Origin of the sequence: Desulfatiglans anilini DSM 4660, assembly GCF_000422285.1 — a bacterium.
Classification (GTDB): domain Bacteria; phylum Desulfobacterota; class DSM-4660; order Desulfatiglandales; family Desulfatiglandaceae; genus Desulfatiglans; species Desulfatiglans anilini.
The window spans coordinates 22,415-49,336 of the sequence record NZ_AULM01000003.1 but is presented as its reverse complement, the minus strand read 5'-3'; the positions used below and the strand labels follow the sequence as shown (position 1 = coordinate 49,336).

The window sequence follows — 26,922 nt, the reverse complement described above, 5'->3', positions numbered from 1 at the left end:
CGCAGCCATCCATTTTTCAATACGCCGTCAATGGAAGATGATTTGACCGTCCTGCAGATCGACGGTGACGTGATCCCCTTCCTTGACCGACCCTTCCAGGATTTTGACGGCCAGGGGGTCCTGAATCAGGTGCTGGATCGTCCGTTTGAGGGGGCGCGCGCCGTACGCGGGGTCGAACCCTGAGCGGGCGATGAAGGCCTTGGCCGCATCGGTCAGCGAGAGGGTGATCTTGGTCGCCGCCAGGCGTTTAGCCAGCAGGTTCACCTGGATCTCGACGATCTTCTTGATCTCCTCGGTGCCGAGGGCATTGAAAATCACGATCTCGTCGATCCGGTTCAGAAACTCCGGCTTGAAGGTGGCCCGCAGGGCCTCCATGACGCGCTTTTCGGCCTCTTCGGGGTCCCGGCCGCCGAGTTCCTGGATCCACTGGCTTCCGACGTTGCTGGTCATGATCAAAACCGTATTCTTGAAGTCGACGGTGCGCCCCTTGCCGTCCGTCATCCGGCCGTCGTCGAGGATCTGCAGCAGCACGTTGAAGACGTCCGGGTGGGCCTTTTCGATTTCGTCGAAGAGGATGACCGAATAGGGGTGCCGGCGGATCGCCTCGGTCAGGTAGCCCCCTTCCTCATAGCCGACGTAGCCCGGAGGGGCCCCGATCAGGCGGGCCACCGAGTGCTTCTCCATGTATTCGGACATGTCGATCCGGACCATGTATTGTTCGTCGTCGAAGAGGAACTCGGCCAGCGCCCGGGCGAGTTCGGTCTTCCCGACGCCCGTCGGGCCCATGAAGATGAACGATCCCACCGGTCGGTTGGGGTCCTGGAGCCCGGATCGGGCCCGCCGCACCGCGTTGGCCACGGCGACGATCCCCTGATGCTGCCCGACGACGCGCTGGGCGAGGCGGTCTTCCATCTTGAGAAGCTTCTCCCGCTCGCCTTCCATCATCTTGGCTACGGGGATGCCGGTCCATTTGGCCACCACCTCGGCGATGTCCTCGCTGTCGACCTCCTCCTTGAGCATCTTCTGCCCGGTTTGCAGTTCCTCCAGCTTCCGGTTTTCCTCGGCAAGCTGCCGCTCGAGTTCGATCAGGGTGCCGTAACGGAGCTCCGCCGCCTTGGTCAGGTCGCCCTGCCGCTCGGCAAGCTGCGCCTCCGAGCGGGTGTTCTCCAGCTTTTCCTTGATGGCGCGGATATTGGCGATCGCCTCCTTCTCCTGCTTCCAGTGGGCAATCATGCCCTCCGTCTCGCCCTTGAGGGCGGCCAGTTCCTTTTCGAGTTTTTCCAGCCGGTCCCTGGAGGCCGTGTCCTTCTCCTTCTTGAGGGCCTCCCGCTCGATCTCGAGCTGGGTGATCCGGCGCTGGATGTCGTCGATCTCGGCCGGCATGCTGTCGATCTCGATCCTGAGGCGCGACGTGGCCTCGTCGATCAGATCGATGGCCTTGTCCGGCAGGAACCGGTCGGTGATGTAGCGATGGCTGAGGGTGGCGGCCGCCACCAGCGCCGAGTCCTTGATCCGCACGCCGTGGTGGACCTCGTATTTCTCCTTCAGGCCGCGCAGGATCGAGATCGTGTCCTCGACGCTCGGCTCCTCCACCATGACGGGCTGAAAGCGCCGCTCGAGCGCGGCGTCCTTTTCGATGTACTTGCGGTATTCTTTGATGGTGGTGGCGCCGATGCAGTGGAGTTCGCCGCGGGCGAGCGCCGGTTTGAGCATGTTGGAGGCGTCGACGGCGCCTTCGGCCGCGCCCGCGCCCACCATGGTGTGCATCTCGTCGATGAAAAGGATGATTTCGCCGTGGCTGTCGGTGACCTCCTTCAGGACGGCCTTCAGCCGGTCCTCGAACTCGCCGCGGTATTTGGCCCCGGCGATGAGGGCGCCCATGTCGAGTGCCACGACGCGCTTGTCCTTGAGGGTCTCGGGGACGTCGCCCTGAATGATCCGCTGGGCGAGGCCTTCGACGATGGCGGTCTTGCCGACCCCCGGCTCGCCGATCAGGACGGGGTTGTTCTTCGTGCGGCGGGAAAGGACCTGAACGACGCGCCGGATCTCGTCGTCCCGTCCGATCACCGGGTCGAGGGACCCCTTGGCGGCGATGGCGGTCAGGTCCCGGCTGAAGCGCTCGAGGGCCTGGTATTTGTCTTCCGGATTCTGGTCGGTGATGCGCTGCCCGCCCCGGATGTCCACGAGGGATTTGAGGATGGCGTCCCGGGTGACGCCGGACCGGGCGAGGATTCGTGCCGCCTCGCCCTGGGACTCGTCCGCGATGGCCAGAAGCACGTGCTCGAGGCTGACGAACTCGTCCTTCATCTGCTCGGCTTCGTTGAAGGCCTTGTCAAGGACGGCCTTGGTCCTGGGGGATATATAGGCCTGGCCGTAGCCGCCGCCGGACACCTTCGGCATCTTGTTCAGGGCCTCTTCGAAGGCCTGGGCGAGCTGCTGCCGATCCGCGCCGATCTTGGCCAGGAGCGGCGGCACAACGCCTTCTTTCTGATCGAGGATGGCCCCTGCGAGGTGCTCCGGTTCGATCTGCTGATGTCCAAAACGCTCGGCAAGCTGCTGTGCGGCCTGAATGACTTCCTGTCCCTTCAGGGTAAATTTATCGAAACGCATAGATCCGATTCCTCCTGGGAGTGATACGAAGTGAGGTGCGTTATTGGCTTACGCTCAATTCACTTTAACAAAGTAGGAACGATCGATCCTATGTCAACCAAGCTTGCAGCGTCAGGATTCTTCTTCGAAGGCCTGCACCTGGTAGGTCAGGACCTCCAGGTCTCCTTTGCGCCAGGCTTCCGGGTCCAAACCGGCCTTCAGACACAGGTTGGTCAGAAACTCCTCCTTCCGGGGCAACTGTTCCCAGACCTGGGGGAGGAAGGTCGCCTGGTGGTATCCCTTCTTGATGATGAGGCCGTCCACGCCGGGCCGCAGTTTGGCGAGGAGATCAGCGGCATCGGTGTAGGCCAGGGGCTGGGGCTCGGTCAGGATGCTGACCTCGATGGCGATCCGGTCGAGTTCATCGGCCGAGAGCGGGCGGAACCGCGGGTCTCGGAAGGCGGCGCTGAGGGCGTTTTCACGGACGCTTTCGATCAGCGGCGCCTGGGCGGCGATATGTCCGATGCAGCCCCTCAGCTGCCCGTCCCTGGTAAGCGTAACGAATGTCCCTCGCCGCACGTGAAAGAGGCCGGCGTCCGGGCGTCCGCCGCTCGAGTCGGGCTCCGCCGGGGTCTTGCGCAGGGCCTTTTCGATCGTTTTGCGGGCGACATCGATCAGATAACGCCCCTGTTCGGAAGTGAGTCGATCTTCGCGTTCCATGGGCTATGTCCTTTCTCGTGCATGGCAGGTCTTGGCGGTTGCAGGGTCCTCTCGGTGCGAAAGACGACATCGGAAAAGAGATCCTCCGCCAGGCATGGAGTCCCGGCCTTCCAGAAATCCTCGGCGTCTTCTAAATTCACATCATCATCATAAGACCATACGCCCCTGTGTCAACGTTTCTTTGCCGGCCTTGGAGCCGGTCTCAGGGCACTCCTTGGGGCTGTACCGGCGCCTTGACAGGCATTGTGGGCTCTTCCTGTACCCGCTCTAAACCGGGGCCTTTCCAGGGATTCAGTGCTACCCCTTCATCGAGGCGGAGCCCGGTTTCTTCAGACGCTGCGCCTACGCACACCCCTTCCAGGCGGTCCCCGGTGCCTCCACTGATCGTGGGGGGAGGATTTCACGCTCTTTTGGGCAGTCTTTGTCTTGGACAACAGGGTGGAAATCGAACATGATCCTTCGGACTATGGGCGCGGCGTTTTTGCTGCCGCATTCGGGCGCAGTGGGGTATGATTGGCGGCACGGGTGGTCGAAGAGAAGATCGTCAAGCGAACGAAGCAATCCCCTATCGAAAGGACATCGACCGTGGCAAAGCCAAAGAAAGCAGAAACCCGGGAGGAAAAGCGTGAGCGCGCAGCGCGGATCTTCGAGATCCTCGATCCGCTTTACACCCAGGAGAAGACGGCCCTCAAGTTCAAAAACCCGCTCGAGCTGCTGATCGCTACGATCCTGTCGGCCCAGTGCACCGACAAACAGGTGAATCAGGTGACCGAAAAGCTCTTCCGGAAATACCCCAGCGCCGAAGATTATGTGAAGGTTCCCATCGAGGAACTGGAGGAAGACATCCGCCCCACCGGCTTTTTCCGCAACAAGGCCAAATCCGTCAAAGGCGCCTGCAAGGGGCTGGTGGAAGGGTTCGGCGGGCAGGTGCCCGGCACGATGGAGGAGCTTCTCAAGCTGCCCGGAGTAGGCCGGAAGACTGCCAACTGCGTGCTGGGGGCCGCCTTCGATGTCCCGGGCGTCGTGGTCGACACCCACGTGAAACGCCTCGCGCAGCGGCTGGGCCTCACGACCAACACGGACCCCAACAAAATCGAAACCGATCTCGCCGGCCTCCTGCCAAAAGAGCGCTGGAGGCGCTTCTCCGACATCCTCATCTACCACGGGCGGGAAATCTGCAAAGCCCGCAATCCTGCCCACGAACGCTGCCCGGTCGCCCATCTTTGTCCGGCTGCAAAGATGACATGACCTCCGTATGCCTGTTGCCCGCGGAGTTGGCGCGTCTTTTTGACTTGAAAACAGGACGCCGAATGTGAGGCTTACAGAACATGGTTTTCAGAAGCAAACCTGCTCCAGGGAAAGGTCAATCATGATCTTTGACTGATCGTGGCTGAAGGGGGGGCATCAGACGGTTCCTCAGAGACCGGGTGCGGCCGCTCAGAAACAGGTTCTTGAAAAGAAGTCTGCGGATATGAGGAGGAACTTTCGGTTTGGACCTGTCGCGCATCAGCCACCCTTTTTGGATCCCCGTCCAGGCAGGCCGCAGGATTTGCTCGTGGAGGCGACGCCCCGAAAGGTCGAAGATGGCCGCCGAAACGAACTTGAGAGTGAGGGCGAAGCAGAAGGGCATATCCAGATGCCCCCATGCCGTCCAGAGCAGATTGCGGATTTCGTAGGCGAAGCGCCGTTTTGAAGGGGCCGGCCGGGGCCCGAGATGACAGGCTGTCCAGTCCGGATGGAAAACGACACGGTAGCCGTTTCGCCACAAGTTGAGAGCCAGTTCCAGATCATTGAAGCACAGAAAAAAATCTTTGTATCCGCCGACGTTGCGGAATGCCTGGGTGTTGGTGAGCATGCAGGCGCCGATCGCATTGGGCCAATCCGTGGCGGTACGGATGCCGTCAATGGTTGCGCCCCACTCTGATGAGCCGGTTTTCTCGCTGATGACATTGAATGCTGCCAGCCCGATGGACGGCGTGCGTGCCGCGAATGCACAGGCTTGCTCGAGCGGGTCATCCTGAACAAAACAGTCATCGTCGAGGATCAATGCCCATGGGGTTCTGACGGCTTCCATGCCCCGGTTCCAGGCGATGCAGCCCTCGTTGGCGGTCGACGCGATCCAGTGGACATCAGGATAGCGGACCCTGCCTTCTCCAAGAGTGCCATCCGCGGAGGCATTGTCTACCACGATCACTTTTCGAATCAGCGAAGAGGATTCCAGTCGGTCGAGATTGCGAAAAAGGAGCGGTTTCCGGTTGTAAGTGACGATGACAACGTCGATCATGCGCAAAACCAAAAAGAAACAGGCATCGAGTTTTTCTCTCCCTCAGCGTCTCGAACCGGATGGATGCGGGGCGTTGACGATCGCCGGATACCATAAGGTCAGTTCTTCGCCGGCGCCCAGGAGGCTGTTGACGCCTTCGACGCCCTGCATCAAGCTGTGATCCATATTTCCCACTTCATAACGCCAGGCTCCGAAGCGGCCGCGTGAATAGATCCCATGGTTTTCAAGCTGCCGGAGCAGCGGGAAAAGAACCGCGTTGCGTCCGACAGTCGGGACAGGGTATCCATAAGGGAGGCGGCGGTGCCAGGTGTGGTGGATGGATGAACGGTCGGTGATCAGGTGTGTGTTGATTGCCCCCTGGATGACTGAATCGGTCATTTTTTCCGGCGGGTGATGTGTTCCCGCCGGTTGCGCGTTTTCGCTGACCTCGAGAAGCAGGGACCAGAAGCGGTCAACATCCGGAATATTGTTGGGAGAATAATTGCTGAAAACGGTGGCGCGGTAAAAGGGACACTCGTCTTCAGGAAAGTACATCCAGCACTTGTCCGCAAGCTCCTCCGGCGGATTGCCAGTCAAAGCGAGTCCTACGACATGCGTGGCGGTGTGGATCAGTCCGCTTCCGCCCGGCAGGCCGGAGTCTCCATCGATCATGGCGAGCAAAGCATCCAGGGGAATCGAACTGATCAACCGGTCATACCCGTCGATGGTCCCATCTTCGAAGAGCAGGGTTCGCTTGGCCGGATCGAGCTTGACGGCCTTTTTCTCGAGAGATCTTTGGTTTTCAGGAAGCCTTGCAGCCAATGTCCGCCATATGGATCCGGTTCCACCGAGCCGGGGGAATCGGAATTGGGCATTGGGGCCCCACGAGCGTTCATCCTTTTCGAAAATCAGGTTCCGAAGGACTGCGGCTAGATTGGTCGGGGCGACGCGCTCACCGATCCAATTCCAGTCCATCTCTTCAAGAGGATAGGCCCACACTTTGCGGTTGTAGGGGCGCATGAAGCAATCAGACAGTCCCCGGCCGAAGTTTGCCTCGATCCACTCGTCAAAATGGCGTGGTGGGGCAGCGGAGGGAACATTGTGAATATCGAGTAAACCCTGCAGACACGGCCAGAGAACCTCCTTCGGCAGGTGGCGAATGTTTTGTTGCAGGGGGTAGGCGACGAAGCGGTTCTGGATCCAGATCCAGGATTCGCGCCGGTGCAATACCCAACCGTCAGAGTCTCCCAGGAGCTCGGCCATCAGACGATCGAAGTAGCGGTAATGGGAGAAGAGGACATGCCCTCCGTAATCCCACCAGAAACCCTCGTGATCTTGTTCGGAGCCTGCGAGCCCGCCCCAATTCCGGCCTCCTTCGTACAGGGCCCAATCCGTGTGTCCGAGTTCATGCAAACGCCAGGCTGCACCGAGGCCGCAAGGGCCGCCTCCGAGAACGATAACGCGCATAAGCAGATCCGTTACATCTTAGCGTTTCTGAAGATTCGCTTCATCACATAAGGAAGAAGGCTCGTAAGCTACCTCATTTCCGGATTGGAAACTGGATTCTACCGGGAAATGGTCTTTTTGGCCAATCTCGGCGTCAATCTGCTTGCGTGCTTGTGCGGTGGATGATTCATACGTTTCCGCGCGATCGCTTGATTTTCTCGATTTTGGCTGAACCGGGACCCGCTGTGAAGCGGTGGGACTGAGCTCGCGCAGCTTGTGAAGAAAAATCCTGGTTTCCGGCCTTGGAACTATTTCGTATTCGGAAGCTTCATTTTCGGATGGACCCTACATAACACAGGCATGCAGACTATGTCACGAGGGATCCGGGTCAATGGCCTCAGAAATGCGCCAAATCCTTTTCGGGGGTGCGAGCAGCGCCCTGAAGACGTCCCAGACCGTTTTGCAGGAGCTGCGCAATAGGAGGGGGACGTTCAACTGTTGGATAGTGATCGTTTCGCCTTTTTCAAAATCCACTTTTGCGATAGGGAGACCGGTCATCGCAAGAAATCGGGGTGTGAGGGGCGGCGTGATCAACAGAGGATTCCTATTCATCTTACTGCGGATCGATAAAAGAAGCCGCATCTTGTCGATCATGGTGATGCCGCCGGATGCATTAGGCTTGAACGTCAGAAGGTTGTTTCTATGGAAAAGAGAAGGCCGGTCTTTCCACTCGGTGTTGGATACAATAAGGTGCAGGCGGAACGCACCTTCGTACAGGAGAAGCTGAGCGAGGATCGGCTCCGCCATCTGGACCATCGTCTCTCGAGGCAAAAAAACAAAAATGTCCTCAGGTCTCCTGATCTTTATAAATCTTTCGAGATTGGACTCCGGTAACGAAAGGCTTTTCTTGCCGTAACGCCCCCTGAAAAAATCGTCGATGGCTTCGGAGAACGCATCGGAAACGGCGGTTTCAGAACGAAGACAGTTGTTTGCTCCGATCAGGTGGAAGCGCAGAATCATTCGTCCCAGGATAAGCCTTCTTTTCAGGCCGCTGGAGTAATGATTGAAAAAACACAGCCCGTTTCGGGCACGGTAGTAGTTCCTCCAGACAACGGATTTGTCGGAGGTTCTGCCTGCCCAGCTGGGATGATAAACGATCGAATGGTGTGTAGCCAGCACCCTGTATCCGAAAGTCTTGAAGCGTACGCCCCATTCCATATCGTCCCAATAAATGAAGAAATCCTCGTGCCATAGGCCTACGCTTTTCAAGACAGAGGCCCGGACGAGCAGGGAGCAAGCGGCGACATAGTCGACCTCTTCGATGCCGTCTGTCCCCGGTTGCTGATGGGTTGTTCCCCTGTTTTGACGGATGTCACCGCGCCGGTAATCGATATACGCCCCGACCTCGATCAGTTCTTCGGGATTCTGCTGGTCGAGAATTTTGGAGCCGCAGACGGCTGCGTCTGGTCGGGACTCAAGCGCACGGACCAGCATGTCAAGAGATTCAGGGGGTACGAGAACGTCGTTGTCCAATAGCCACAAGTAATCGGAGTTCGGTCTGTTTGCAAGAATCCAACGCATGCCCGCGTTGAATCCACCCGACCCCCCAAGATTCTCAGGATGCTTCAGAATATGGACGGCCGGGTATTTCAGATGGACTTGTTCAGTGGTGCCGTCGGTCGATGCATTGTCGACGAGCACCGTTTCAAGGCGATCTACCGGGTAATCGAGTTTGGAAAGCGCTTCGAGGAGATTGAGAACATCCTTCTTCTTGTTCCAAGTGACTATGATGATGGAGATGAAAGGCGCCGGTTTTTCATTCTCCTGGTGAAGTCCTCTGGTTGCCAAAAGATGCCTCTCCTGTCATTTAAATCGCGGGGAGGTCGTGGAAAAGCCGAACCACGACGGTCTCCTGCTAGATCGGTTTCTTCCCGACAAGGATTTTTTCTCTGACCGTCCAATTCAAGAGCTGAAAGCGTAGGAGGGGGAAAATCGAAGGAGATGATAAGATTTTCCATATCCTGGTCTTGAGGATGAGCCTGGAGAGAAACCCGACCAGGCCCCTGCGCCATTCACGGGCGGACAGCGCCGACGGAGGAGAATGCCTTGAGTAGACGTTTATGCCTGGTTCAATGCGAAGACCGCCGTTGTCTTCCCGCACATCCCACCCGGGTTGAATAAACTCGGCTTTGAGCCCGGCACGATGAAAAAGGCGCCGGTAATGAGCTGCAGTGTAGGACTGCTCGTTGATCCCGACAGAAAGATTGTGTGCCGTGTCTTCGCTCATTTGTATGATTTTCTGACGCCTGTAGTAAGGCGGATGATAGGCTTCGTGGATGGCGAAAAAGATTCCTCCAGGGCGAAGAACGCGGGATATTTCGCGCACGGCGCGTTCGAGATCGGGAAAATGATGCAGGACAGAGCAGCAGAATACTCGTTCGAATGATTGATCGGCAAAAGGCAGGTTTTCAGCATCAGCTTGAATCCGAAGGAATTGAACGGGAAGCCTGTCCAGCAATATCTGACCGTATACCATACGATGAGGGTCATAATCCAGAGCTACCCCCACCGCCCCGGCTTCCACCAGATGGCGGGTGCCCCAGCATTCGGCTGCCCCAAGTTCGAGAGTGCGCCGTCCATACCAGGGTCGGCCGTACGCGATGACAATCTGCAGATACCGCAGTGCTGCCTGATAATAGGGGTGTGGGTGATCGGGTAATGCCAGATAGTGTTCAGCCGGGTGGCTCCATCCCCCCTGCTCCGCCGCCTTGGTCTTGTAAAGCCAGCCGGTCTTTTCTCTATCCTTTTCCTGCTTGTGGGAAACGCGGGTGGGGAGGAGATTCCAGATCCCGTCATTGGAATCGAAAATCCTCCCGCAATTTCGGCAAAAAAGCAATGCGTGATGGTCTGCACAAAGATGGGCGTCACAGTCGGGGCATCGAAGGGATTCAAGCCAGGGGCTCAAAATTTCATTCATTTTTATCCCGAAAATTTCCGTTGAGCCTGCGTTGGTGCAGTTCCCTGCACTTACAGAATGAAGTCAGACATAAGTTAGTCTCCGTCCGGAAATGGTCTTTTTGCCCAATTTCTGCTTCAACCCGCGCGTTTGCTTGTGCGGCGACCTACAGGTCGCCTCCGCGCAAACACTGGATTTCCTTGATATTGGCGAAAGGTCCTCGTTTCCGGCCTGGAAACTATTGTTTTTTCTAAGCTTTATTTCCGAATAGACGCAAGTTATTTCCCGGTAGGGCAGGGACAAAAATATTCCACAGGGCCATTCCGGGTTGGTAATTATTGTTTGTCCGCCTGGAAAGAATTATCCATCAAAACGAAGTTTCCAATGCAGAAAGGAAGATCATTTCCGGCCGGAAACTCAGTAGATTAAAACTGCACATAGACTATAAAATCAATAAATATGAATTGACTGGTTTGAATGATATTTTATTTTGTGATTCGAAAATTCAGTAATACGAAATGTTATATAAAAAATATATTGAATGGGTGGAAATACATAGTCAATATTATCCAGGCCAAAAATCCTCACGTAAACGCGAAAGATTTTTGTTGAAATAAGGGTCATTGTCAATCACGTGATGCCATCTTTTTTTAAAAATTGCAGTGTCTTGGCTGGATATCCCAAGATGTGTTGGCCGAGCAGGGATATGGTGCCTGAAAGTTGCGTATGGGGTAGAGGTGATAAGGAAACGTCGCTCGCGGAGCCGAAGGCAGTAATCTGCATCCCAGCAATAGTTGTCATACTGTTCGTCGAAGCCGCCAAGTTCAAAAAAAAGCAGTCGGCGGGTCATCATGCCGAGTCCCATTATGGCACTGTAGTTTGCGATCATACGTTTGATACCGACATACCCCACATCATCCGGACTGGCTCGATTGGCATAAGCGAAAAGACCAAAAGGACCCAGGATGATGCCCGTTTGTTCGAGGAACCCATTTGGGTAAAAGACTTTGCCGCCAACGGCACCGACCTCGGAACGCTGACCTTGCTCGAGCAGTGCGAAGTGTGTTTCGGAAGAGAGAATTTCCATGGTGTCATCGAGGAAAAGGAGGAAATCCCCTCGAGCCTTTCGGGCCATCGCATTGAAATAAGCCGGAACATTATTCAGCGCTTTGTCGGGAGATGCAACACAGGTGATGGGGATATTATGAACCATGGTTGTTTTGCCGGCTTCGGGGATGGACGGATCCATACAGATGATTTCTCTATCAGCACTCGGAATGAGGGCAGCGATGCTCCTGAAAAGTGGTAATGGTCGATCAGGATTGCCGGTTAGAAGAACGAGGATGCTCGTTGTATGGGGGCGATTGATTTTTCTGCGAACACGGTAAACGCCTTTCCATGCATCGGGAGCGTGTTCGGCGGAGCCCTGGATCTCCCTGCGGTGCAAGGCGTCATTCAGCGCAGCCAAACCTTTCACGAATACATGGGGTTTTGCCTCCGGTCCGCCGGCGATGGACCCCGCGCTGATTCTCCAGTGGTAGAGGATTTTGGGAATATGGTGAATATGACCGGTTTTTTCGACAGCCCGCAGAAGAAGATCATAATCTTGCGATCCGTCGAAACGAGTCCGAGTGCCTCCGAGGGCCCGAAAAAGACTGGATCGATAGAGCACGAAATGCATGACATAGTTGAAAGAGAGCGCCATATCGGGATTCCAGTCGGATTTGTACCAAGGGGAGCAGAAACGACCCTTTTCATCGATTTTATCTTCATCACAATAAATGATATCCACTTCAGGATTGCGGGTTATGACCCGTGCATATTCCAATAAAGCGCTCGAATGCAGTTCATCATCCTGGTCCAGGACTCCGAAGTATGAACCGTTGGCCAATGCTGCGGCTTTGTTGATAGCGGCGGAGATTCCCTCGTTCATTTTGAAACGAAAAACCTTGATGCGTGCATCCCCTTCCAGGTTCTGGAACGTACTGATGAGGTGTTCATCATTGGATCCATCATCGACAAGGCAGAGCTCCCAATTGGGGTAGCATTGTCTTTGAACGGACGAAACGGCCTTTTTGAAAAGCCCAAGATCGGGCTTATAGATGGGCATCAATACGCTCAGGAGAGGAGGGTTTGGCATGTCCCAGAGCAGACGTAAAGCGGGGAAAGATCGATGTTCCTGTATGCCTGAAGGATGAAGAATTCCTCTCAGAAATGGAGCGGCCACATGCCGGTTTAGAGTTCCCTTGAAGCGAGAAAACGCGCGACTTCGCCTGAAGCGCCTGATGATACGTTTTTCCAGCAGTAGTTTAAAAGTGGTCATGATTTCAAAAGGGGATGCGGGTGTTTACTCCTTCAAAAGTTGTTTTTATAAAATGACTCCACAAAAAGGCATAAAGTAATCATTTATGATTCTAAAGGCTTTAGGCGAGATCGCTAGTCAGAGAGCCAAACCGCCATGGCTTTTCCCCCGTTCTTGAAATTCTGATTTCGTGAGCGTGTCCATTCGATGGGGGTATAGGTTGAATAAGGGTATTATCCTCCAAGGTTGGAGCGTTAACTTTCCTGCCGTCTATGCTGATTTCATAATTGAAATCCAATGGTGCTGCTTTTAATTTGAGATTCCGCCAAAATTGTTTTTCATACCAAGGAAGATAAATTTTGCACGTTCCTTCAACGATCTGATCCCACCGGTGAAATCCATACAATAGGCCTTCATAGGAGACATCTTGACGCTGAAAAAGCTTGCGATATGTGGATTTAAAAGGTGCGTAGACCTTGTTATAAAACTGCCTGAATGCCCTTGTCGTTTTTGTTTGTTTATTTAAAACGATTACATCGTAATCCATGAATTCAATAGTAACAAACGGGATGAAATGGTTATAAAGAAGCTCAATGCGGTATATCTCCCAATAACGTCTCATGCTGCAACTTAATGTCTTAGTGCCCTCATAATAGCGCACAGCGGCCAATACTTCTGGTAGGTAGAGAAATTTAGCCCCCTTTTTAGCAAGCCTGCACCAAAGATCCCAATCCATGGTGTACACCAAGGATGTATTTATCATTCCAATTTCATCGTAGGCCCTACGTCTGACAAAGCATGCCGGCTGGCAGATAATGCACGCCTTGTATATTTCGGAAATATCTTGGCAATGTTTTACAGAAGGATAATATGACAGAAAGAATCCTTCCGGGGTTACAAAGACCGCATTGCCATAGATGACGTCTACATCCGGGTTCTTATCGAAGCAATCAGCTACCTTTCTCAAGGTGTCAGGAAAATAGTAGTCATCTGCGTTAAGCCAGGCTACTATATCTCCGGATACTCTATCGAACCCCTCTTTAATGGCGGCGGATTGGCCCCCGTCTTTCCCTGATCGCGAATAAGTGATGATATCCGTGTAATATTCGGCGACATGTGGAAAGCCGTCAGTGGACCCTCCATCCATCAAGGCGATCTCGAAAGGTGCTGTTTGATGCCGCAGGCTTTCGAGCGCGGTCGTCAGAAAACGGCTTTGATTAAGGTTGGGAATGGTGATAGCGAAAGAAGTCATAGTTGATTCACACTGTTATCGACTGCTCGCCAATAGAAGGCGCGCATCAGGAGCCGATCGGTATTGAATAGTGTTATGCATTTAGGCGGTCGGTGCCATTGAAACGATTTTCCAATTGGAATCGGCCAGGCCAAACCATTCCACTAAGGAGAGAGATTCAGCAGTTCTCAGAGCAAACTCTCTCGAAGCTGTAAGCACTTAAACAAGCTCACCCTTCGAACTCAGCAACAAGGAAGGTGTGGTCCGATGGCTTGTCGGCGCCCCGCGCCTCGCGGTCGATCCAGACGTTTATGGCACGCTCCGCCATGGGGGGCGTGCCCAGGATATAATCGATGCGCCAGCCGATATTGCGTTTGAACCCTTTGGGCACCCGGTAATCCCAGAAGGTATACAGGCCGCCGCCCTCGTGAAACCGGCGCAGGAGGTCGGTGAGCCCCCAGTCGAGCAGGGCGCGCAGGCGTTTCTGCTCCTCCGGGTGAAAGCCGACCTGCCCGGCAAGGTGCTTTGGATCGTGGACATCCCGGTCGTCGAGCGCGACGTTGAAGTCCCCCACGACCAGGAGGGGGTCTGCGGGAGTGAAGTGCTCCCGGATGTAGGCCAGGAGATCCTCGAGCCATTGGAGTTTGTAGGCGAACTTGTCGCTGTCCGTCGAGAAACCTTGGGGGACATAGACATTGACGAGGTGAAAATCACGGTAGCGGCCGCCGACGAAACGGGCCTCTTCGTCATCGGTGCCATAAAGGGCCGTGCGGATATCCTCGCCGGGGAGTTTGCTCAAGATCGCCACGCCGTTGTAAGTCTTCTGCCCTTTAAAAACCGAACGGTATCCAATTTCCTCGAATGCCGCGGCGGGGAAGTCCTTGTCCTGGACCTTGATTTCCTGAAGGCAAAGCAGGTCCGGTTGCTGGCTTTTCATCCATTGGATGAGTGAAGGCAGCCGGACCCTGACGGAATTGGTGTTGAAGGTCGCGATCTTCATCACTTGACGCGTGTGCCGGGTTTCTTGGGGCGTTCGGGCAGGAGGATGTGGAGGCCGTTTTCATCGGATGCGGCCAGGATCATCCCCTGCGATTCGACTCCCATCAAGGTGGCCGGGGCGAGATTGGCGACGATCAGGACCTGTTTCCCAGGCAGGTCCTCGGGGCTGTAATGCTCCTTGATCCCGGCGACGACGGTGCGCTCCCCTCCGGCATCCACCGTCAGCTTGAGCAGTTTCTTCGACTTCGGGATGGCCTCGGCGGTGAGGATGGTCCCCACCCTGAGGTCCACCTTTTCGAAGTCCTCATAAGAAATGACGGGTTTCTCGGGGAGGGGCTCGTCCTTTTTGGCCGGTTTCGACGCGGCCGCCGGCGTTTGTTTGCGCGCCTCGATTCGGGGGAAAAGGGCGGGGCCCGTGCGAATGGCCGAAAAGAGGCCCTTTTTGTCCCAGCCCTCGAGGTCGGAGAGCGTCAGATCGCGGCCTGAGCGGGGAAGGCCGAGCTGCGCCTGGATCTTCTCGGCGGATTCGGGCATGAACGGCCAGAGCAGGCCCGAAACGATCCGAAGGGTTTCCAGGATGTGGGCGATGACGGTGCCGAGGCGCCCGCGGTCGGATTTGGCGAGGACCCAGGGCGCGGTTTCGTCGATGTATTTGTTCACCTGGTTGATGACCTCCCAGACCGCCATCAGGGCCTTGTGAAAGGCGGGCTCGAGCATATATGCGGTATAACGGCCTACGAGCCCAAGGGCATGGGCCTTCAGGGTGTCATCGATCGGCAGCGTCGGCCCCTGCGTGTCCGGGTATCGCCCGTCGAAGAATTTGTTGACCATCGTTGCGCTGCGGCTGACCAGGTTCCCGAGGTCATTCGCGAGGTCCGCATTGACGCGCGCAATGAAGCCCTCTTCGCTGAAGTCGGAATCCAGCCCGAAAACCATCTCGCGCATCAGAAAATAACGAAAGGCGTCAAGGCCGTAGCGGTCCACCATGTCGAGGGGTTTCACCACGTTCCCCAAGCTTTTGGACATTTTGCCCTTGTCGATGATCCAGTAGCCGTGGACGTTCAGATGCCGGTAGGGTTCGATTCCGGCCGATTTCAGCATGCAGGGCCAATAGATGCCGTGGGGCTTCAGGATGTCCTTGGCGATGATGTGCTGCGCTGCGGGCCAGAAGGTCTTGAAGCCCTCGCCGTCAGGGTAATCGAGGGCGGAGATGTAGTTGATCAGGGCGTCGAACCAGACATAAGTGACAAAACGGTCGTCGAAGGGCAGGGGGATGCCCCACTCGAGCCTGGATTTGGGGCGGGAGATGCAGAGATCCTCCAGGGGCTCCTTCAGAAACGAGAGCACCTCGTTGCGATACCGTTCGGGACGGATGAAGCCCGGGTTCCGCTCGATATGATCGCGGAGCCAATCCTGGTAACGGCTCATCCTGAAAAAGTAATTGGCCTCCCGGATGACCTCGGGCGGCGTCTGATGATCCGGGCACTTCCCGTCCACCAGTTCCCGTTCGGTGTAGAAACGCTCGCAGCCGTAGCAGTAAAGACCTTCATATTCGCTGAAATAGATGTCCCCCCGATCTTTCACGCGGGTCAGGATGGCCTGGACAACGGCTTTGTGCGCGGGGTCGGTGGTCCGAATGAAATGCGAATGGGAGATGTTCAGTTTGGGCCAGAGTCGGCGGAACATCGCGCTGATACGGTCGACGTAATCAGCCGGGGATTCGCCCGCGGCCTCTGCGGCCTTCACGATCTTGTCTCCGTGCTCGTCCGTTCCGGTCAGGAAGAAGGTTTTTTCCCCGCGCAGGAGATGAAAGCGATTGAGCACGTCCGCCACGATCGTCGAGTAGGCGTGCCCGAGATGCGGCTCCGCGTTGACGTAGTATATCGGTGTGGTGATATAAAAGGTCGACAAGGTTATCCTGGTTACTCCTTTGGTGGTTTCTTCTTTTTTCTGAAGAGGCCGTCTTTCGTCAAATCGCCGATGCCCACTTCCATTTCTTCCCCCGATTCGAGGACGACAGTCAGGGTCTCCAGCAGCACGTTCTGCCGGACTACCCGCCCTTCGCCCTGATCCGTGGAGACCTTTTTGCCGATCTTCGGCAGGTTTTTCTTCATCTTTTCATAGAAGGAGTGTTCGTAGGACAAACAGCACATCAGTCTTCCGCACATGCCCGAAATCTTGGTCGGGTTGAGCGAGAGATTCTGTTCCTTCGCCATCTTGATGGTCACGGGCTCGAAGTTGCTGAGGAAGCTTGCGCAGCAGAGCGGGCGTCCGCAGGTGCCGAGGCCGCCGACCATCTTGGCCTGATGACGTACACCGATCTGGCGCATCTCGATTCGGGTGCGGAATTTTTTGACGAGGTCCTTGACCAGGGCACGAAAATCCACTCGTCCGTCCGCCGTGAAAAAAACGATGAATTTGCTGCCATCGAACCTGCGTTCCACGCCGACGAGGCACATGGGGAGCTCCCTGGCTTTTACCCGCTCGAGACAGGCTTCGTAAACCTCCTGCTCCAGACGCGCGTTCTCCTCGAAACGGCTGATTTCTTCATCCGTGGCGAGCCGAAAGACCTTCTGCAGCGGCTTTGAAGGAAGCTGCGGTGGGCGGTTTCGCGGCTCCGTGCAGACGCACCCGACAGCTGGACCCTCTTCGGTCACTACCAGCACCTTGTCGCCCTTGCTCAAAACAAAGTGCCCCGATTCGAATTCGTATATCTTCCCATCGGGTTTGAATTGGATGCCGACGATCTTGCTCATCGTGTTTCCTGCTGTTTCATCGATGCCTTCCACATTGTCTTCGGGCCGCCGTTCAGGCGCCCCCGCGCTGAAGCGGCATGTTATCCCTGTGAATCGGCCATCTCCGTTTCCGAATCGGAAAGACCCGGCCCATCGGTCTGGGGTTCAGCGCGCAAGGCGGGTTTCACAGCGGCGTGGAGCCTTTTCTCAGACCGAAGATCAAATGGGTCAACACGAGGCCCGTGTTGCGATTTTTCAAGATATCGCGCCGCGCCCGGTCCAGCCTGAAGATGCTGTCCATTAAACTTTTTATTTTAAACTGTTCGGAACTCTTTTTCAACTGCCGTGAAAAATCACGATTGATCAGGAGCTCATCGGTCGCATCCGTCCGCAGGAGCAGCAAGTCACGGTACCAGCTCTCCCATACAGACAGAAGATCCTGCAGCCCCGGCAGATTGTTTTCGGAATGCTCGAGGCGCCCCTTCGCATCCTCGGCGGCGCATTCCGCTGCAAGCGAGAAAACGGCATCCACCGGCTTCGAAGAGAGCTCCATCAACTGGTGCAGCCAGTTTCTGCGTTTTTCGAGGAAGGGGCCTGCCACCATTTTCAGTGCCATCCCAAGGCTGCCACCGCAGATCGCAGCCGCGGTCCTCGCGGACTCGGGTTCGGTTTGGCGATGCTGTGTCAGCCAGACGGCGATCTCCTGTGCATCGAGGGGCTGGAAGGCGATCCGCTGGCAGCGGGAAACGATGGTCGGGAGAAGGTCTCCTGGTTCGACGGCCTGCAGGATCAGAATATTGCGGGGAGGGGGCTCCTCGAGCGTTTTCAGGAAAGCGTTGGCGGCCTCCTCTGTCATGGCCTGCGCCTGCTGGACCACGCTGATGCGGTAGGGTGCCGAAACGGGGGCGAAGGCGAGTCTGCGGTTCAGGCCGCGGATCTGATCGATCTTGATGTTCGCGCCTTCAGGCTGCACGAAAAGCAGATCCGGGTGGTTTCCGCCGAGGATCTGCCTGCAGGGCGCGCACCGTCCGCACCCTTTTTCTTCGGCCGGAGCAGCGCAACTCAGGTGCATGGCCATTGCGCGTGCGGTCGAGGTCTTGCCGACGCCCCGGATGCCTGTGAAAAGGTAGGCATGGGGCATCTGATCCCGCTCCATGGCTTGATGGAGCAAACGGATCGCCCTCGATTGACCTATGATGTCGGAAAAAGACATGGTTTCTTGCTTGGGAGGGCTGGCAACAGCGGAAGGATCACGGACCAGATCTCGTTTTCCAGCCGTTCGATGGAAAACATTCCGTCGAGGACGCGGAACCGCCCACCGAGCCCTTCCGAACGGGCGAGGGCCAGATAGCCCTCGCGGACGGACTGGTGGAAGGCCTCGGACTCCTTCTCGAAGCGGTCTTGGCCCGAGGGGCCGGCGGGGTTCACCTCTGCTTCCCGTTGCCGCGCGCGCGCCAGCGCTGCGCCGACGGGGCAGTCGAGAAGGAAAGTGATGTCCGGTGTGAGGCCGCGCGTGGCCGTACGATTCAGCGACGCAACGAAAAGGGGGTCCTGCCCCCTGGCATAACCCTGGTAAACCGTGGTGGCGTCATAGAAGCGGTCGCAGACGATCCATTGGCCGGCTTCGCGGGCCGGGTCGATGACCTCGAAAATATGCTGCGCGCGATCCGCCTCGTAAAGAAAAAGCTCCGCCAGAGGGGAGAGATCCCAGTTGCGCGCATCCAGCAAGATCCGCCGGATGTCCCCGCCGATGCGCGTCCCGCCGGGCTCAATCGTAAACAGGGTCGGAACACCGCGCTCCTCCAGGCGGCGGGCGAGTCGTCTGGCCTGGGTCGATTTGCCGCACCCCTCGATTCCTTCGAAGGTTATGAACACGGCCAACGTCCTTTGTTTATAAGCAAAATCATCTCACTGCTGCTCCCCGGCAATGGATAGAGATTCCGGCTCTGTTGGGTGGACAGCCCGCGTCCGAACCGGAATACGGCGCGAAACGGTGGGCTGACCGCTGAGGCCGGTGAAGAAAAAGCCCTCTTGTATCCATCCGGAAATGATTTCCCGGCAGAACCCGGTTTCCAATCCGGAAATGAGGATTTTTGGTTAATATCAAGGAAATCAAGAGTTTGCGCGGAGGCGGCCTGCAGGTCGCCGCACAAGCAAACGTGCAGATTGACGCCGAGATTGGCCAAAAAGACCATTTCCCGATGGAAACCCTCTTGAAGATGGGAGGAATTATAGGTCAAAAGGGCATCGGCAGGCAAGGGGCAAAAGGATGGCCTGAGAGGGCGGCCTTTGTTTGGCCTGGCAGTAAACGTGAGCATCCCGGTCGGTTTTTTAGGAGAAAGAGCCCGTGTTTACCTTCAAGGCGTTTTCTCTATTGACAAACTTTCAAAAGTGGCTACTATTCCGACGCTTCAGGAAGAAGATCTAGAATTTTAACATTTTTTTATCGAGGTGAGCTACTTGGGGGTACTTATCAAAGAGGGGACTTTTCCGGAGGGAGGCGCCATGCAGGAAAGCAGGAAGGATTTCTTGGATCAACTCGAGCGCCGAAAGCTGGAGTACGAGGAGACCTTGCGGCAGTTGGTTGCCAACCAGAAGGATTTTTACGATCGTTTTTCGGATGACAACAGCAACGATGAAACCGACCACGCGCAGCGGGAGATTTCGGCCTGCAGCAATTACAGCCTGATCGAGCGGAAGACAAGGGAGTTGAAAAACATCGAGCGGCTGATCAGGAAGGTCATGAAGGATGGGAGTTTCGGCCTGTGTGAGGAATGCGGCGAGCAGATTCCCATGGAAAGGCTTTTGATCGTGCCGGAGACCACACTCTGCGTGGTTTGCCAAAGCGACCTCGAAAAATTTTCCCACATGCGCGATTTGGCTGCCCACCGCTCCGGGCTGGGTAAAAAGCGTGAGTGGGATGATATCGGCTGGGTCGACGAGGTGGAGGATGATCTTTCCCTTTATGAGATGGATCTGAGCGCAGGTGTGGATGGAGATGCAGCGGAGCTCGAGGAATCCACTTCGGACATGTGATGAACCGGTCTTTCGGACGCTTTGAAGCGCAGCTGTTTGTGTGGGAATCCTCGAGGGAGCTTTAGGGGTCGGGAAGGGCGTTTGCTTCTGATGACCCGAAATACCGAATGAAACAATGGGGGCGCCGGCCGGCGCCCCCAAAACATTTTGATCCTTCAAACCTCCGGCAAGGACCTGCGGCGGTTCGACCGGCGCGGTTTACATCGCTTTGCAGACCTGTTCGATGGCTGCAGCCATGGCCTCATCCTCTTTGCGGATATCTTCGAGGGTTTTAGCTGCAACCTCTTTAGGGCGCTCTTCCAGATCGTATTTCCATTTGAGAAAGCGCACCCCGGTGCTTGGGTAGAGGGCGACGATCAGGAGATCGAAGTCGCTTTTCGCCAGGTCCCCGGCATTCTGGCGGGCCTTGTCGAGTTCGGGCTCAAGATAGTCTGCCGCCCGCCCGGTTACGGGTGTCTCCCCCCGCTTGTACCCTTTCAGGATGTTCTTCTGAACCTCCGGGTCGACCGGGATCGGGGTTTTTCCGTACAGCCCGTAGACGAGATCCTTGACCTCGTTCGTCACCATTTTGTAGCGCCCGAAAAGCACGTTCAAGACCGCCTGGACGCCAACGATCTGGCTCGTGGGGGTGACGAGCGGCGGCATGCCCAGTTCTTTCCGCGTCACCGCCACTTCCCGGTAGACTTCCGACAGCCGGTCGAGGGCCTTCGCTTCCTTCAGCTGACTGACCAGATTGGAGATCATTCCACCGGGCACCTGGTGCTGCAGGACGCCGGTGTCGATGACCGACATGCGGTGTTTGGCAAGGTAATCTCGATATTTGGGGGCCACCGTTTCGATGTGCTCCCCGAGTTCCAGAAGCAGGGAGAGATCGAACCCGGTGTCCCGGACGGTCTCGAAAAGCGTCGCGACGATGGGTTCCACCGCAGGCTGGGATGTGCGCAAGGCGAAGGGGGCGAGGCATGTGTCAACGATGTCGACGCCGGCCTTGACGGCTTCCAGGTAAACCATGGAGGCCATCCCGCTCGTGTAATGGGTGTGAAGGTGGATCGGGATGGTGATCTCTTTCTTCAGAGCGGTGATGAGCTTGGCGATGTCGAAGGGGGACATGATACCGGCCATATCCTTCAGGCACAGGGTGTCGGCACCCATGTCCTGAAGTTCTTTTGCCTTCTGGGTGTAATAGTCCAGGTTAAAGACCTCTCCCCCCATCCGGCGCTCGGTCAGAGAGTAGCAGATGGTCCCCTGAAAATGCTTGCCGTTGGCCTTGATGCGTTCGACCACGGTCTCGAAGTTGCGGAAGTCGTTCAGGGCGTCGAACACCCTGAAGACGTCCATCCCCGCCTCGCAGGTCTTGTCGACGAAGAGCCGTGCGACGTCGTCTGCGTAGTTGCGGTACCCGACGAGGTTTTGACCTCTGAGGAGCATGGAAAAGGGGGTCTTTCGAATATGCTTCTTGAGGGTCTTGATCCGTTCGAAGGGGTCTTCGCCTAGGAAACGATGCATCGAATCGAACGTGGCACCGCCCCAGACCTCCATGGCCCAGAAGCCGACTTGATCCATCCTTTCGGCTATGGGCAGCATATCCTCGGTCCGCATTCGGGTGGCCAGGAGTGATTGATGACCGTCACGAAAGGTGTTATCCTGAATCTTCAGGGGGTTTTTGGGGCCGCTTTCCAGAAAGTTGTCCATCTTGAAACCTCCAATAATAAGATTCGGTTGGCACCTGTTTCCCATGATGTGCAAGCGGTCTGATGTGGTTCGGGGGGAGGATGCCGCCCGGCAGCGGGGGCGAAATGCGACCAGGAGAAACAAAATGCTGCAAGATCAGATATGCTATTTTAAATCAGGTCGACTGGTCAAGGAATTTCGGGAAGGGTGATGAACGAAACAGGGGATCCCGCTCTTCGAGAGGGTTGGGTCGACTGGATCCTCGCAGGGTGACTGAATGGGTTTGACGTCCAGCGGACAGCAGGGGCCCAGGGTTTACCGGGTCAGTGAACTGACCGGGGAGATCCAGTCCCTGCTCGAAAGCCGTTTCGATTTCATCTGGTTGGAGGCCGAGATATCCAATTTCAGCGCCCCCGCCTCCGGTCATTACTATATGATCCTCAAAGACGAACGGGCGCAGATCCGCGGGGTGATGTTCCGTCCGCAGGCGCGTTGTCTGAAATTCGTCCCCGAAAACGGCATGAAGATCCTGGCGCAGGGACGGATCGGGGTCTACGCCCCGAGGGGAGAGTACCAACTCCTCCTGGATTATCTGGAGCCGTTGGGGGTCGGCGCCCTGGCCCTCGCCTTCGAACAATTGAAGCGCAAGCTTGCCGCCGAGGGCCTTTTCGACACGGCGCTCAAACGGCCCTTGCCTTTTCTGCCGCAGCGCGTTGCACTCGTGACCTCGCCGACCGGCGCCGCGGTGAGGGACTTCCTCAAGATCATCCACCGCCGGTTCGCGAACCTCGAGGTGGTGGTCGTGCCGTCCCGCGTCCAGGGGGTGGAAGCCCTTCCCGATCTCCAGGCCGCGCTCGAAGCGGCGGACCGGTATGTCCGGCCCGATGTGATCGTCATCGCCCGGGGAGGCGGCTCCCTGGAAGACCTCTGGCCCTTCAACCAGGAGGAATTGGCGCGGGCGATCAGGCGCTCGAGCGTCCCGGTCGTTTCGGCGGTCGGCCATGAGACCGACTGGACGATTGCCGATATGGCCGCCGATGTCAGGGCCCCGACCCCCTCAGCGGCGGCGGAGATACTCGTGAAGGAAAAGGAGGAGCTGGCGCGCCGCCTTGGAGACTGGCGGCAGCGGCTTCTCCGGTCGATCGGTTATCTTCTGGATATGCAGGAAGCGAGGCTGAAGGCGCTGCAGCGTTCGGTCGCAGCCCCGGCAAGGCTGGTCGAAGGCTGGTGGCTCCGGTTGGACGACCTGCAGGGGCGCCTGGTGCGGCGGATGAAGGTGAGGCTCGAAGAGGACGACCGCCGGTTGCGATCGGAGAGCCGCTCCCTGCGCTTTTACGCGCCCGCGGCCCGTATCGAGAGGGACCGGCAGCAACTCGTTTTCGCTCGAGCGAACCTCGTCTCCCAAACCGAAAGGCGCCTCGAGTCTTTGCGTTACGCGCTCGATCTCGTGCAGGGGCGCCTCAGGGACCTGAGCCCCATGGCGGCGTTGCAGCGAGGATACAGCATCACCTTCAGGCTGCCGGAGGAGAGCGTTTTGCGGGATGCAGCCGATATCGAGGAAGGCGAAAGCATCAGAATACTGCTTGGGGCGGGGAGCCTGGAGGCCCGGGTGGAAAAGGCCGAGTCAGATCCAGCTACCCGGAAATGAGGATTTTTCTGCACACGTTTCGCGTACTCAGTCCCACCGATTGGCGGCGGACCCCGGTTTTGCCGATGCCAAGGGAATCAAGCGTTTGTTCAGAGGCGGCCAGCAGGTCTCCGCGCAGGCAAACGCGCGGATTCATGTGGAGATTGGCTGAAAAGTCTATTTCCGGAGGAATTGAAGCTACCGGATTGACAGGGTCGGCAGCCCGTAGTAAAGGGGAGGCCTGCGCAGGGTGATTACGTTCGTGCAGGCTTCGGAGGGGGATCGATGCCGGAAAAGACATTTGAAAAGGCGATGGAGCGTTTGGAGGAGATCGTCAAGGGCCTCGAGGGGGGTGCGCTTCCGCTCGATGCATCGTTGAAGGCGTTCGAGGAAGGGATGAAACTGGTGCAATTCTGCTCCGGAAAACTGGAGGAGGCGCAGAAAAAAGTGGCCCTGCTCGTCAAGGAGGGTGAAGAGCGTTTTCGCACGGTTCCGTTCGACAGGGAGGAGGACGGTGATGCCTGATGCATCCGTCTTTGATTTCAAGGGCTATTTAAAGGCGAAGAGAGACATGGTGGACAGGGCGCTGCGGGGGATGTTCCCTGCGCCGGAAGGGCTCGCGGCGGACATCGTGGATGCGATGACGTACAGCCTTTTCGCAGGAGGCAAGCGCCTCCGGCCCATCCTTTGCATCACCGGGGCCGAGGTGGTAGGCGGCAGCGGAGCGGCTGTCTTGCCGGTCGCCTGCGCCTTGGAGTGCATTCACACCTATTCTCTGATCCACGACGATCTGCCGGTCATGGACGATGACGATCTCAGGCGGGGAAAGCCCACCAGCCACAAGGTGTACGGCGAGGCCTTGGCGCTTCTCGCCGGAGACGGTCTGCTGACGGAGGCGTTCGACATCATGACCCGGGCGGAGCTGATCACGGGGCTTCCCGTCGACCGGCTGCTGCGGGCGATCCATGTCATCGCGCATGCATCCGGCTATAACGGCATGGTCGGGGGGCAGGTCGTCGATATTCAGATGGAAGGCCGGACGGCGGACCCCGCGATCGTCGATTTCATCCACCGGCACAAGACCGGTGATCTGATTACGGCGGCCATTGTCTCGGGGGCCGTCCTCGGAGGCGGAGCCGAAAAGGATGTGGCCGCCCTCGAAAGCTACGGGCGGAAGATCGGTATGGCCTTTCAGATTTCTGACGATATCCTCGATATCGAGGGGGATCAGGAGATCATGGGCAAACCGATCGGAAGCGATGCGGCCAAGCAGAAAATGACCTACCCGGCCCTTTTGGGTTTGGAGGAGGCGAGGCGGGTCCAGAAGGGGCTCGTGGAGGGAGCGGTCGAGGTCATCGCGGATTTCGATCAGGCTGCGGAACCCCTGCGGCATTTGGCCGCCTACATCATCCAGAGAAAGAGATGAGCGAGAATCAGAAAGAAACGACCAAGCGGCTCAAGGACGTCCATTCTCCTGCTGATTTAAAAAGGCTCCCCATCAAGGCGTTGGAGGAACTGGCGCAGGAGATTCGCAGAACCATCATCGAGACCGTATCCAGGACCGGTGGGCATCTGGCGCCGAGCCTCGGGGTGGTGGAATTGACTTTGGCGCTTCACTATGTATTCGACGCGCCAAGGGACAAGATCATCTGGGATGTGGGTCATCAGTCCTACGCCCACAAACTGATCACCGGCCGTCGCGAACAGTTCCACACGCTGCGTACACTCGGCGGCATCAGCGGCTTTCCTAAACGCGCCGAAAGCCCTTATGACACCTTCGACACTGGCCACAGCAGCACGTCGATCTCGGCCGGGCTCGGAATCGCGACGGCCTTCAAGATATATGGAAAGCGCAACAAGGTCATCGCCGTCATCGGCGACGGTTCCATGACGGCCGGCATGGCCTTCGAAGGGCTCAATCAGGCGGGCCACACGGAGCGGGACCTGATCGTGGTCCTGAATGACAACGATATGTCCATATCTCCCAACGTGGGGGCCTTTTCCTCTTTTCTGAGCCGCAAGATGACAGGCAGGCGCTTCGTGGGGGTGAAGAAGGATCTCGAGCGGTTCATCGGATCGCTGCCCGGTGTCGGGGAGAGCGTGTTGAACCTGGTCCGGAAGAGCGAGGACTCCTTCATGACCTTTTTTACGCCCGGCATGCTTTTCGAGGCCTTCAAATTCAAGTATATCGGTCCGATCAACGGCCACCGCCTCGATCGGCTGATCGAAACCTTCGAAAACACGAAGCACCTCGACGGTCCGGTGCTGGTGCATGCCCTGACCGTCAAGGGGAAGGGCTACGAACCGGCCGAAAAGGATCCATGCCATTACCATGGCGTCGGGTGCTTCGAGATTGCAACCGGAACCCCTTCATCCGGCGCAGCCAAGCCGGCCCCGACCTATACCGAGGTCTTCGGGCGGGCCATGATGGATTTGGGTGCGAGGGACGAGCGGCTCTTCGCGATTACCGCGGCCATGCCGGAGGGGACCGGGCTTGTGGAGTTCGCGGAAAAGTACCCTGAGCGGTTCATGGATGTCGGGATTGCGGAGCAGCACGCCGTCACATTCGCAGCCGGATTGGCGACCGAAGGGCTCAGACCGGTCGTCGCGGTTTACTCGACGTTTCTGCAGCGCGCCTACGACCAGATCATCCATGATGTCTGCCTTCCCAATCTCCCCGTCACCTTTGCCATAGACCGGGGAGGGCTGGTCGGGGAGGACGGTCCGACCCATCATGGGATGTTCGACCTCGGCTATTTGAGGATGCTGCCGAATATGACCGTCATGGCCCCCAAGGACGAAAACGAATTGTGGCACATGCTTTACACCGCCCTGGAGCAACCGGGGCCTGTGGCGGTGCGTTATCCGCGGGGTGTGGGGACAGGAGCCCCGATCGAAGCGGATTTTCACCGGATCGACATAGGCCGCGGGGAATTGCTGAAGGAAGGAAAGGATCTCCTGATCGTCGCTATAGGAAGCATGGTGGCGCCTTCCATGGCAGCCGCCCGACTGCTGCAGGAAAAGGGGGTCGCCGCCGGGGTCTTCAATGCCCGCTTTGTCAAGCCTCTGGATGAGCGGATCGCGCAGCTTGCCGAGGACTGCGGTCATGTGTTGGTTGTCGAGGAGAATGCCCTCCAGGGGGGCTTCGGCTCCGCTGTCCTGGAACTGCTGAGCGACAAAGGGCTCGACGGTGTGCGGATCAAACGGATGGGCCTCCCGGACCGCTTTGTGGAACATGGACCCGCGGCCGTGCTGAGAGAACGCTGCGGCCTTTTTGCAGAAGGGATTGCCGGCGAGGCTCTGGAGTGGCGGACGGGAAAGAGCGATCGCTCCGGCGAATGAAGGGT

General features: G+C 57.2%; 21 protein-coding genes. 7 read left to right on the top strand and 14 right to left on the bottom strand.

All coding sequences use genetic code 11. From position 1 onward, the window contains the following. Positions 1 to 27: 27 nt before the first annotated feature. On the bottom strand, positions 28 to 2,610 hold the full coding sequence (gene clpB, locus H567_RS0104130; protein WP_028320432.1) for an ATP-dependent chaperone ClpB: 2,583 nt from the start codon (positions 2,608 to 2,610) through the stop codon (positions 28 to 30). A 111-nt stretch (positions 2,611 to 2,721) separates the two neighbouring features. Further along, entirely contained in the window at positions 2,722 to 3,309 is a 588-nt protein-coding gene (gene amrA / locus H567_RS0104125) for an AmmeMemoRadiSam system protein A (protein WP_028320431.1), read from the bottom strand. A 585-nt stretch (positions 3,310 to 3,894) separates the two neighbouring features. Here amrA and nth point away from each other — a divergent pair. Next, entirely contained in the window at positions 3,895 to 4,557 is a 663-nt protein-coding gene (gene nth / locus H567_RS0104115; RefSeq protein WP_028320430.1) for an endonuclease III, read from the top strand. 115 nt (positions 4,558 to 4,672) lie between these two features. Here the strand turns inward: nth and H567_RS0104110 are convergent, their stop codons facing one another. The 11 genes from H567_RS0104110 to tmk all read right to left on the bottom strand — a co-directional run bounded on the left by H567_RS0104110 (position 4,673) and on the right by tmk (position 19,122). Then, on the bottom strand, positions 4,673 to 5,593 hold the full coding sequence (locus H567_RS0104110; RefSeq protein WP_028320429.1) for a glycosyltransferase family 2 protein: 921 nt from the start codon (positions 5,591 to 5,593) through the stop codon (positions 4,673 to 4,675). Positions 5,594 to 5,635: 42 nt separating this feature from the next. Then, the gene (locus tag H567_RS0104105) at positions 5,636 to 7,039 is read right to left on the bottom strand and encodes a protoporphyrinogen/coproporphyrinogen oxidase (RefSeq protein ID WP_028320428.1); all 1,404 of its coding nucleotides are present in this window, start codon (positions 7,037 to 7,039) and stop codon (positions 5,636 to 5,638) included. A gap of 351 nt (positions 7,040 to 7,390) precedes the next feature. Next, on the bottom strand, positions 7,391 to 8,866 hold the full coding sequence (locus tag H567_RS0104100; RefSeq protein WP_028320427.1) for a glycosyltransferase family 2 protein: 1,476 nt from the start codon (positions 8,864 to 8,866) through the stop codon (positions 7,391 to 7,393). A 67-nt stretch (positions 8,867 to 8,933) separates the two neighbouring features. Then, positions 8,934 to 9,995, bottom strand: a complete 1,062-nt coding sequence (locus H567_RS29520) for a methyltransferase domain-containing protein (RefSeq protein ID WP_084516855.1) — start codon at positions 9,993 to 9,995, stop codon at positions 8,934 to 8,936. Positions 9,996 to 10,539: 544 nt separating this feature from the next. Beyond that, positions 10,540 to 12,084 (bottom strand): glycosyltransferase, encoded by a 1,545-nt coding sequence (locus H567_RS0104090; RefSeq protein ID WP_028320425.1) that lies wholly within the window; start codon positions 12,082 to 12,084, stop codon positions 10,540 to 10,542. A 313-nt stretch (positions 12,085 to 12,397) separates the two neighbouring features. Then, entirely contained in the window at positions 12,398 to 13,528 is a 1,131-nt protein-coding gene (locus H567_RS26885; protein WP_051184471.1) for a glycosyltransferase family 2 protein, read from the bottom strand. 208 nt (positions 13,529 to 13,736) lie between these two features. After that, positions 13,737 to 14,507 carry an exodeoxyribonuclease III gene (xth, locus tag H567_RS0104080; RefSeq protein WP_028320424.1) on the bottom strand — a complete coding sequence of 257 codons (771 nt, stop codon included), beginning with the start codon at positions 14,505 to 14,507 and terminating at the stop codon, positions 13,737 to 13,739. Next, positions 14,507 to 16,417 carry a methionine--tRNA ligase gene (metG, locus tag H567_RS0104075; protein WP_028320423.1) on the bottom strand — a complete coding sequence of 637 codons (1,911 nt, stop codon included), beginning with the start codon at positions 16,415 to 16,417 and terminating at the stop codon, positions 14,507 to 14,509. The genes xth and metG overlap by 1 nt, the downstream gene beginning before the upstream one ends. An 11-nt stretch (positions 16,418 to 16,428) precedes the next feature. Then, positions 16,429 to 17,262: a PSP1 domain-containing protein gene (locus H567_RS23030; RefSeq protein ID WP_035253431.1), complete on the bottom strand. Its 834-nt coding sequence runs from the start codon at positions 17,260 to 17,262 to the stop codon at positions 16,429 to 16,431. A gap of 163 nt (positions 17,263 to 17,425) precedes the next feature. Further along, a complete protein-coding gene (holB, locus tag H567_RS0104065) occupies positions 17,426 to 18,454 on the bottom strand; it encodes a DNA polymerase III subunit delta' (RefSeq protein ID WP_028320422.1) in 1,029 nt (342 codons plus the stop codon). Continuing rightward, positions 18,433 to 19,122: a dTMP kinase gene (gene tmk / locus H567_RS0104060; protein WP_153306046.1), complete on the bottom strand. Its 690-nt coding sequence runs from the start codon at positions 19,120 to 19,122 to the stop codon at positions 18,433 to 18,435. The genes holB and tmk overlap by 22 nt, the downstream gene beginning before the upstream one ends. Positions 19,123 to 19,334: 212 nt before the next feature. Between tmk and H567_RS0104055 the strand changes: the two genes are divergently transcribed. After that, a complete protein-coding gene (locus H567_RS0104055; RefSeq protein WP_028320420.1) occupies positions 19,335 to 19,619 on the top strand; it encodes a hypothetical protein in 285 nt (94 codons plus the stop codon). 127 nt (positions 19,620 to 19,746) lie between these two features. Continuing rightward, a complete protein-coding gene (locus tag H567_RS26880; RefSeq protein ID WP_051184470.1) occupies positions 19,747 to 20,277 on the top strand; it encodes a TraR/DksA family transcriptional regulator in 531 nt (176 codons plus the stop codon). 198 nt (positions 20,278 to 20,475) lie between these two features. Here H567_RS26880 and H567_RS0104045 read toward each other — a convergent pair whose 3' ends face one another. Beyond that, complete coding sequence (locus H567_RS0104045) at positions 20,476 to 21,969, bottom strand: pyruvate carboxylase subunit B (RefSeq protein ID WP_028320419.1); 1,494 nt, start codon at positions 21,967 to 21,969, stop codon at positions 20,476 to 20,478. Between the two features lie 256 nt (positions 21,970 to 22,225). Between H567_RS0104045 and xseA the strand changes: the two genes are divergently transcribed. From xseA to dxs, 4 genes are all read left to right on the top strand, one after another. Then, entirely contained in the window at positions 22,226 to 23,596 is a 1,371-nt protein-coding gene (gene xseA / locus H567_RS0104040; RefSeq protein ID WP_028320418.1) for an exodeoxyribonuclease VII large subunit, read from the top strand. Positions 23,597 to 23,860: 264 nt separating this feature from the next. After that, on the top strand, positions 23,861 to 24,100 hold the full coding sequence (gene xseB, locus H567_RS0104030) for an exodeoxyribonuclease VII small subunit (RefSeq protein ID WP_028320417.1): 240 nt from the start codon (positions 23,861 to 23,863) through the stop codon (positions 24,098 to 24,100). Next, on the top strand, positions 24,093 to 25,001 hold the full coding sequence (locus tag H567_RS0104025) for a polyprenyl synthetase family protein (RefSeq protein ID WP_028320416.1): 909 nt from the start codon (positions 24,093 to 24,095) through the stop codon (positions 24,999 to 25,001). Before xseB ends, H567_RS0104025 begins: the two co-directional genes overlap by 8 nt. Further along, entirely contained in the window at positions 24,998 to 26,917 is a 1,920-nt protein-coding gene (gene dxs / locus H567_RS23020; protein WP_035253430.1) for a 1-deoxy-D-xylulose-5-phosphate synthase, read from the top strand. Before H567_RS0104025 ends, dxs begins: the two co-directional genes overlap by 4 nt. Positions 26,918 to 26,922 lie beyond the last annotated feature (5 nt).